General features: G+C 45.5%; 1 protein-coding gene. It reads right to left on the reverse strand.

Annotated features, from left to right (window positions below):
• Window position 1 precedes the first annotated feature (1 nt).
• Window positions 2-9,637 carry an amino acid adenylation domain-containing protein gene (locus tag ACZ5V1_RS06025; RefSeq protein ID WP_464391079.1) on the reverse strand — a complete coding sequence of 3,212 codons (9,636 nt, stop codon included), beginning with the start codon at window positions 9,635-9,637 and terminating at the stop codon, window positions 2-4.
• Window position 9,638: the final 1 nt, after the last annotated feature.

Here is a 9,638-nt window from a genome sequence, read left to right on the forward strand (position 1 = left end):
ACTAAGCTAACATGCTTTGCATATAGACTGGGAGTAGCGTTTCCAACGACGGAAAGTGCACTGCACTGCCTTGCAAGGCTTTGCGAGCGTTAGAGTTATCGAAACGGAATTGTCGGGAGATACTCTCTGGATTCACATCGTCTGGTAATAGAGGAAGAAGGGGGTAGAGCGGATTCTCCGGCTGCGCAATCGCTTTTCTCCACTGCGCATAGGGGACAACCTGCAATGCAGATGTGACCTGCCTGAGCTCTTCTACCAACTGACGAGATGAAACAGGGTTAAATCCGTCCAGATGATATACGTTATGCTCCAATGTGCCGCGAGAAATGTGAACCAGGGCCTCTGCAACTGTATCTACAGGCAGAAAGTTTTCCACACGTTCCAGATCAGGGATAACACCAGCCTTCAAAGATCCTCGGATAACGCGCCACAAGAAATCTTCCTTGTTCCATGTTCCTTTGGAGCTCGTGCCGGTAATAAGTCCCGGACGGTATATATAGGCTGGTAAACCCGCATTGATAGCATTCTGAACAAGTCGTTCCGCGAGCCATTTACTTTGCGGATATCCACCAAACACATCCATGTCCTGTTCAATCTGCTCATCTTCCAGAATAAGCAGGTCATCACTGCTTCTAAGAGGTGAGAAGACTGATACCGTTGATACATGATGTAGTGGTTTAACATTGCCAGTTGATGCAAGGCGGATTGCTTCTCGTGTTCCGATAACGTTAGGTCCAAGTAAGCTTTCGCAGGAATAAATGTAATGAACCAGAGCACCGGCATGGAATACTGCATCCACATTATTTGATAATTCAAAGAATTGGTCTTCATCCAATCCAAAATTTTGGAGTGACAAGTCACCAGTAATTATTTGGATTTTCTCTCTGAACCTCTCCAAAGAAAATCCATAGACTTTTGCCGTATCAAGAATCCTTTTTAAACCGCTATCTTTTCCAGCGGCGCGCACAAGGCAGGTAACACTCGATACACCATCTTGTAAGAGTGACTTAAGAACATGAATGCCTAAAAAGCCTGTGGCACCAGTAAGAAACGGATGCGTAAACGCATTCTGTCCACCGTGTGGGGGCTGAGAAATCGTCGGTACATATTCGCAAGCTGGATGCTTTTTCAATATATCCACGTGTACAATATCTACGATAGATGTTGCTTTATCTGACTTTGACTCTTTCGGTTTCAAGGTCTTTATATTCTTTCCTGACGAAGCCTTACGCAAAGTTTCTTCAACGTCCGGATGTAATTCCCGAATGTGCTGACTAAGTAGGCCGATCGTCGGATTTTCAAACAAACGCGGTAGGGCAAGAGTGATTCCCAATTTTCCGCGAATACCAAGCACTAGCTGTGCCGCAAGGACAGAATCACCACCCGCATTAAAGAAATCCATATCAACAGGAGTGAATTCCTGCTGCAATAACTCGTTCCAAACTTCTGCAACGGTCGCCTGAAGCGGCGTTAGCTCAGCGTTTTCCTGTGTTGTATCTGCAACGACCTCAACATCCGGCTTTGGAAGCTTCTTGCGATCGACCTTACCGCTTGGCGTCATTGGAAAGATGTCCATAGACACATAATGAGCTGGAACCATATAGCGCGGTAACTGTTCGGTGGCATACACTGTAAGATCCTGCTTGGAAGCTGAACCAGAATAGTACGCAGCAAGCGTCATTCCGTTCTGTCCGATGATTGGAAGAACGACGACATGAGTGACTTCTGGATGCTTGGACAGAATATGTTCGATTTCGGAAGGCTCAACTCTGTGTCCACGAATTTTTACCTGAAAATCTCTTCGGCCAATAATCGTAAGGTGACCTTGAGGATTCAACGTTCCCATATCTCCAGTGCGGTAAATTCGTTTTCCAGTGGCAGGATGAGTGATAAACGCTTTCTTGGTCAAATCATCGCGTCCATAATACCCTTGAGCAAGGCCGACACCACCAATGTATAAATCGCCAATTACGTGTTCAGGGCACGGTTCAAGCGAACTATCAAGAACATACCACTGTTGGTTTGTCATTGGACGCCCATAAGGCACTGGTCCATGCTCCGGCTTATGCGAACCAATAGGATAGCAAATAGACCAAATTGAAGCCTCCGTGGCACCACCGAGGCTATGGGTTTCTACATTAGGAGCAATCGCACGAAGATTCTGCGGAAGATCAGGAACAATTTTATCGCCGCTGAGCATTGCCAACCGGAGTACCGGGAACGTTTTCTCGGTAGTCTGAGCATATTGTATTGCGAGCTGCATAAGAGCCGGAGCAGAGTTCCAAACGGTGCATTCGTTCAAGGCTAAACAATCAATCCAATGCGCTGGGTCTTTTTGTCTGGAATCCTCTGGTAGAACAAGTGTGGCACCGGCTGCAAACGCACCAAAAATGTCATAAATTGCTAAGTCAAACGTCAGGCGGGACACGCCAAATACAACATCATTGTTGGAAATGCCGTATCTCTTGTTTATGTCCAGCAACGTATTTACCGCCGCTTTGTGCGTAATGCTCACCCCTTTAGGCTTACCAGTAGAACCGGAAGTAAAGATAATATACGCCAGGTCATCCACTGACTTTGGCCCCTCATAATATTCAAGGGAGTCAGTCGCAAATGAAGGCGAAATGTGAGTAATGTTCGGGTCGAACGATTCACACGCAATAACAAGGGAAAGCATACTTTCCTGTGCAATAGTTTGTTTACGTATGGCAGGTTGTTCATGATCAATTGGAACAAAAACAGCACCTATTGCCTGCGTGGCCAACGCTGCTGCAACTTGATCTATACCTTTAGGAAGACTAATTCCAACTAACGTTTTCTGGGTAGCACCGTGTTTAGTTAATTCACGGGCAAATCCAGCAGCACGTGCTCCAAGTTCTCCATACGAGATTCGTTCATTAGGGGTAATAATCGCAATGGCATCAGGAGCAGAATTGTATTGCTTCACAAATAGCGACCATAAATTATGCGCTGAGCACGGCGCAGATGTCGCATTCATTGCCTCTAACGTCGCAAGCGTCCGTTGCGGTAGATAGTCAAAGGCATTTTGCTGCCAGCAAGCATCAGAACCTGCAAGCTGTGTTAACATGAGCCCATATGCGCTAAGCATTTCTTCAATAAGATTCTCAGGAAAAAGTTCATCCACAGAATCCCAATGGATAACAAGATCACCTTTATCCTCATGCACCTGATTATCCAGCCATACCTGTGGAGTCTGGCTAATGTTGAATCCACGCGTCCCTAATGCTTCAAGCAGCACATCTGATGCATTTCCACCGGAAATATTGCTTGTAAAGACTACGGGATAACTCTCACCAAATGGAAGTTTGCCGCTACGGGTTAATTTACGGATGACTTCCACACCAGAAAGAGATGTGTGCTCCATATCTGTCCAAAACTGGTCACGTACAGCGGCAGCTCTTTTTATAAATGGCACAGCAGGATTGTTGGATATTTCAAGCAAGCTCAATGTCGTAAAGTCACCAACAATCTCTCGCACCTGCTCATTGAAAGGCTGTCTGTTAAATAGCGTCACGTTCAGACAAAAAGCCTTACTATGGCTCCAACGAGCCAGAACATCTGTATACGCACTTAAGAGTAGGAGAGAAGGAGTAAGACCATGCGCTTGGGCACGTTTTTTTAAGACACTCCATACGGATTTTTTTAGAACGTACGAACGATGAGTAAAACGTGGAACCTTAATAGCTTCAGGAGCAACACAAATCGGAAGCTCTGGTCCGTGAGGAAGATATTCCAGTCTATTGTCCCAGTATGACTCAGCTGCTGAAAGAAGTTTTTCGCCATCGTCGCTTGTGGCAAATTCTTGAGTATCAGCAATGTATTTCTGGAAGGTGTATTCAAGCTTTGGGAGCTGTTTGATACCAGCAGAAACACTGCTTACAAGTCCTTCTGAATACACATCGCGCAGCTCACGCATTAAAATCTGAAGACTGTTGGCATCAGCAAGCAATAAATCAATACTCATGCATATTCTAGTGACGTCATTTGGCAGATGCACTGTCTGAACCGTAAACAACGGCCAGCAAGCAGTATCATGCACTTTATGCGAAAGCGTACTGCGGACACGCTCCATCTGCACTTGCTGTTCTTCATTGGCAACAGTGGATAAATCTTCATGCGCGATATGTAACGATTGTACCTTCGGAAGTATCTGCTGCTGACCTTTGTCAGTAATGATCATACGGAGCATCGGATGGCGTTGAATTAACGCATTCCACGCCTCATTATACTTAGCTAGATCAAGCGATTCCACATCGTACTCAGCGTAACTATGGCATGAAATGTTGCCCATAGGCATTGTTTCACTTCGTCCAGCCCAATACGCATATTGAGTATCTGTTAACGGGAATGTCTCTCCAAGTTCTAAACTATCCTCAAGAGTAACCTCAGTTTCTTCAACATCCGTTTCTGGCAGTAATTTGCTGGAAATAATGTTGCTGATGTTTTCGATAGTAGGATTTGCAAAAACTTCTGCAGGCGTAATCCGTACCTCCAGAGTTTTTCTAATTTTCTGCGATAACTGAAGGAACAGCAACGAGTCCAATCCTGCCATTAACAAGTTTTCATTGCGGGCCGGAGCCACGCCGACTTGCAAAAGTTGTGTTATTGAACGCGTAATGCTTTCTTCCAAATTGTCTGTAGAAATTCCCGCTGAATCAGATCTATTAACAATATTCGCCGTCGGTTCTTTTGGCTGTGGTGCAACAATGTTATGCACGGCAAACGCCAACGGAGTTCCTGTTGATTTCAAAGCTTGGCTAAATCCAACCCAATCGATATCTGCAAGGATGCATACTGTCGTTTCATTCGGAAATTCTCTAAGATACGATAGGGCTTCGGATGACCAAGCATTAATGCCAAGAGTTTCTCGAACGCGGTGCCCATCAATATCGTGAGATAACATCCCGCAATCAGCAAAAGGGCCCCAGCAAATGCAAGTTGCTTCCAATCCGTCATGCTGACGTTGTTCTGCCATGGCTTCTAAGTACCCGTTTGATGCGGTATATACACCAGCGGCAGGAATGCCATGCAGGGTCGAAATAGAGGAAAAGAGAACAAATCGCTCAACTGGGCGCGCTCTTGTGTATTCATCAAGTAGCGCTGCGCCAACGATCTTTGCGTCTGATGTCGCAGCAAAATCATCGGCAGTTAGATCACAAAGCGAGCTATTACTTGTTTGACCTGCAAGGTGAAATACAGCCCCAAGAGGCGGAAGAGAAGAACCACACGGCGCAAGAATCCGCTGTACATCTTTCGCATTTGCAATGTCAGCTGATTCAAAAACAATATCTGCACCCTTTTTACGAAGAGTATCAAACACAGCTGCAACATGTGCTTTAGGTTCAGAGCGTGCGGTGACAAGGATATTTGTATGTCCTTCGTCTACAAGCTGAGTAATAAGCTCACCCCCTAAACCACCGGTACCACCTGTAACAAGAGTTGTTGTACTTGTAACAGGCGCGAGTATATTTGAGTTGAGGCTTTTCTCAACATCATCGAGACAAGGCATGTACCACTGTTTATTGCGAATCGCATACTGTGACAGCTTTGAAGAAACGGGAATAGCCTGTAACTCGCTGATGTCATCAACATCAACCATCTTAACGACAACAGAAGGGTGCTCTGACATAAATACACGACCGAGCTCCCATGCCACTCTTTGATCAGGATTTACAGACTCTGCATCGTTAATACGAATGGCGTGATGAGTAACTAAAACCAGTTCTTTCATCTTTTGAGAAGAAGCGAGAGCAGCCATCGTTTCAACAATCATGTTTATGGTAGAGCCTTCAACATAAAAAAGAACTTTTTCAGCACGAACTGACTGAATCTGTGTAACATCAACAATCTGTGCTGATGGGAAAAGGGAAGCTAACTTCTCAACTTCGGCAAGTGCAGAAACAAAAGCAAAATCGGTAGAAAGGGGAGCCTGTTCTAAAACTGATGCGCTTTCAACATCCCGTTTGTTTGCTACTTCTGACCGTTGAGACAGGTATATTTGATTACCCAACACACTTTCTGCCTTCTTCCAGACCAGCCTAGAATACGGGCTAATTGAATTTTGCAATGCGCCTTGAGCACCCGATGGAACCTTAACAAACGAGAGCCCTTGGAGCTCTAGAATTGCTGCGCCTTCAGGAGTTCGAAGTTGAATATTGCAAGAAACAATCTGTTCTGTTTTCTCTAGTAATTGAATGTCGCAATGCACTTGGTTTGAATGCGAACCATACGTGGTAGATGCCTGTAAAGATGTCGGAAGCAATATGCAGGGTGCACCAGCCTCATCGATAAACAAGTCTACAAATCCGCCTAGCAATTGAATGCATGGGTCAATGAGGGAAGGATGAACAGTCATTGCTTCCTTAACTGTACCTATTGGTGCACCGGAAAGCAGCTTGTCATGTAACAGAATATCCGCGCTAATACCGGAGTTCCCGACCAATGCATTAGTAAACGTCCACAATGCATCACCATGCTTATCCGATCCGAAACCTTGCAATACTTTCGGTAAATCTTGTTTAGAAAACTCCTTTGAATTTCCGGACATTGAAATTGAAGAGAGGATATCACGCTGTGCTGTGACAACGGCAGACATGCAGGATACCCATATGCCACCGCGTTGCTGTTGCACGGAAATGCTTCCATTCTCTTGCGGCAACACATGAATGGTCTGAGGAACGGCTGAATCGAGCAATACCGGGGCATGAAGAGTAATATCTGAAATGCTCACAGCTGTTTTTTCACCAGAATAGGCAGTCCAGACTTGGGCTAATAGTTCTGTGAGGATACCAAGCGGTGCAACCAGTTCGCCATTGATGCAATGGTTTTCAAGGGCAGGAAAAGTATCCAGTCCGATCTCTGCTGTAAATGTTGAGGTTGGGTGCGGCATTTGTGTGATGTAGAAAGGAGCATTTCCTCTTCGTACCGCAGGGATCGCGTACTCAACAGAAGAAGGAATAGTTCTAGGCTCCCAATGCCTTTCTTTCTTAAATGGATAGGTAGGTAGTGGGACTAACCCTGCCGCTTCATTCACTAACGTGTCACAACGAATCTGCACACCAGCTTGATACAACGAAGCTATGGCATCATATGTTGGCTGTAGTGTGCAATTTTCCCGGCGCATTGAAGAGATCCACTGAACGTTATCCTGCGTTGGGGATTTAATAAATTTCTTCGCCATGCCAATTAAAATTGGATGAGGTCCGGCCTCAAGAATCACATCACAACCCTCATCACACAAGGCGTGCATTGCCCCGACAAATTGTACAGGATTACGTAGATGTTTAACCCAGTATTCAGGTGTGGCAGGTAACGTGTCTTCTTTCTTCCCTGTAAAAGAGGAAATATAAGGTAGCACAGGCTTAGAAAAGTTTAACGTCGTTACAGCTTCACGAAAGTCATCAAGGACAGGATCAAGAGAACGAGAGTGAAATGCATGAGACACACTAAGGAGCTTACAAAAGAAACCAAACTCTTCAAGTATCACTTTAACTTGTTGCAAATCACTTGTTATTCCAGCGAGTACGATATGTTCAATTCCGTTGTATGCGGCTATGTCGAGAACAAATTCAGGATGGCTTGAAAGGATTTCGTGTATTTCTTCTTCCTTGGCAAGCACAGCTAACATCCCTCCACCTTGGGGAAGGGAGCCTGTAAGTGCACCACGACGGGCGATTAGCTGAGCAGCATCTTCGGGAGTCATAATGCCCGCAACACAAGCCGCTGCAAACTCACCAATACTATGGCCGGTGACTGCAACCGGAATTACACCAAGCGATTTCCAATATTCTGCTAGAGCATACTGCACAGCAAAAATTGCAGGCTGCGTGATGCTGGTATGGTCTAATATCTCAGCATGAGTCTCGTTGAATAGCAACTCGGTTAAAGGATACGGAAGGCTCTCCGCAAGGGCATTCTCAATCCGCAGCAGCGCGTTTCTAAAAACTGTAGAGTGATCAAAAAGAGCCTTACCCATTCCAGTATACTGGCAACCCTGACCAGTAAATATCATCCCAATTTTCGGTGGGTGATCTGCCGAAGTAAGTTTAGCTACTCGCAGCGCCTCTGCAAGTTTTTCAATGGAATTCTCACTCACAGCTACACGGTGAGCAAAATGCTTTCTTCCTTTAAACAACGTGTGCATTACAGCAGGTAAATGTACATCAGGATGCTTTAGTAAATGCTGAGCAACATTTTTACGTAACACATCCAATTGGTCTGCATCGTTCGCCGAAAGTGGAAGCACAAAAGGAGCGTCGGGACTTGCAAGCTGCGCAGCGTCAGGAAGCGTTTCGCGCTTTTTTAACGAAACAATATCCGCTGCACTTTGTACGATCAAATGAACATTAGTTCCGCCAACGCCAAAAGAACTCACTCCTGCCAGTCTCATATTATTTCGTTTTTTCCATGCAGTGGAATTCGCAATAGGGAAAAAAGGCGTGGCAGCAAAAGGAATATGCGGGTTAGGCGTTGAAAAATGGAGCGTTGCAGGAATTTCTTCATGATGCAACGCAAGTGCAGTTTTGATTAAACTGCACACGCCAGCAGCTGTATCCAGATGTCCAACATTAGTTTTGACAGAACCAATAGCACAATAACCACTTGCGTCAGTATCTTCTCGATATGCTTTTGTCAGAGACTGAATCTCAATAGGATCACCGAGCAAAGTGCCAGTGCCATGCGTTTCTACATAGCTCACGTTGTCAGCAGATTCTTCTGCAACTGACAGCGCATCACGGATAACGTTATATTGGCCGGAAACACTCGGGGCAGTGAATCCAGCTTTATTTGCACCATCGTTATTCATAGCAGATCCACGAATAACCGCATAAATATTGTCGCCATCATCAACTGCCTTTTCAAGCGGCTTGAGAAGCACAACACCAACGCCATTGCTGGCGCAGATGCCCGCAGCGTCTTTGTCAAAGGCACGGCATTTAGCGTCTGGAGCGCAAATCATACCTTCTTCATACGTATATCCAACACGTTGCGGAATTGAAATAGAGACACCACCAGCAAGCGCCATGTCGCATTCACCGGAAATAAGGCTTTCAACAGCTAAATGGGTTGCAGCAAGCGAGCTGGAACACGCCGTCTGTACTGCGAAGCTTGGCCCCGTAAGTCCAAGTTTAAAAGAGGTACGTGTTGCTATGTAATCTTTGTCATTACCCAGTACAGAAGCAAATGCCGCACTTGTACCAATGGTATTAGGGTCAGATAAGGCATTTTGGTAGGTGCTCATTTTGGCACTGGCAAATACACCGGTATGAAGTCTGGAGTCCGGTGCGTAACCTGCGTCTTCTAACGCTGTCCATGCGCATTGCAGAAAGAGCCGCTGTTGCGGATCAATGCGCTTTGCCTCCGCTGGGGAATACCCGAACAAAGAAGCATCAAACATTTCGATATCGTCAATCGGGTATCCATGTCGCACGTAATCAGAATTTTCCAATGTCTCCGACGACACACCGTTTTCAAGCAATTCATCTTCCGTAAAAGTAGTAAGAACATCTTTACCGCTCTGAAGGTTTTTCCAGAACATATCCTTATCGGCAGCACCAGGGAAACGACACGCAATACCGATAATCGCAATTGCGTCTGTAACAAGCTTATCACTCATA

The organism is Halodesulfovibrio oceani subsp. galateae (assembly GCF_055397225.1).

Excerpts from the sequence above, each read along its gene's own strand:
- ACZ5V1_RS06025 (WP_464391079.1), bottom strand. The coding sequence starts at position 9,637 with ATGAGTGATAAGCTTGTTACAGACGCAATTGCGATTATCGGTATTGCG.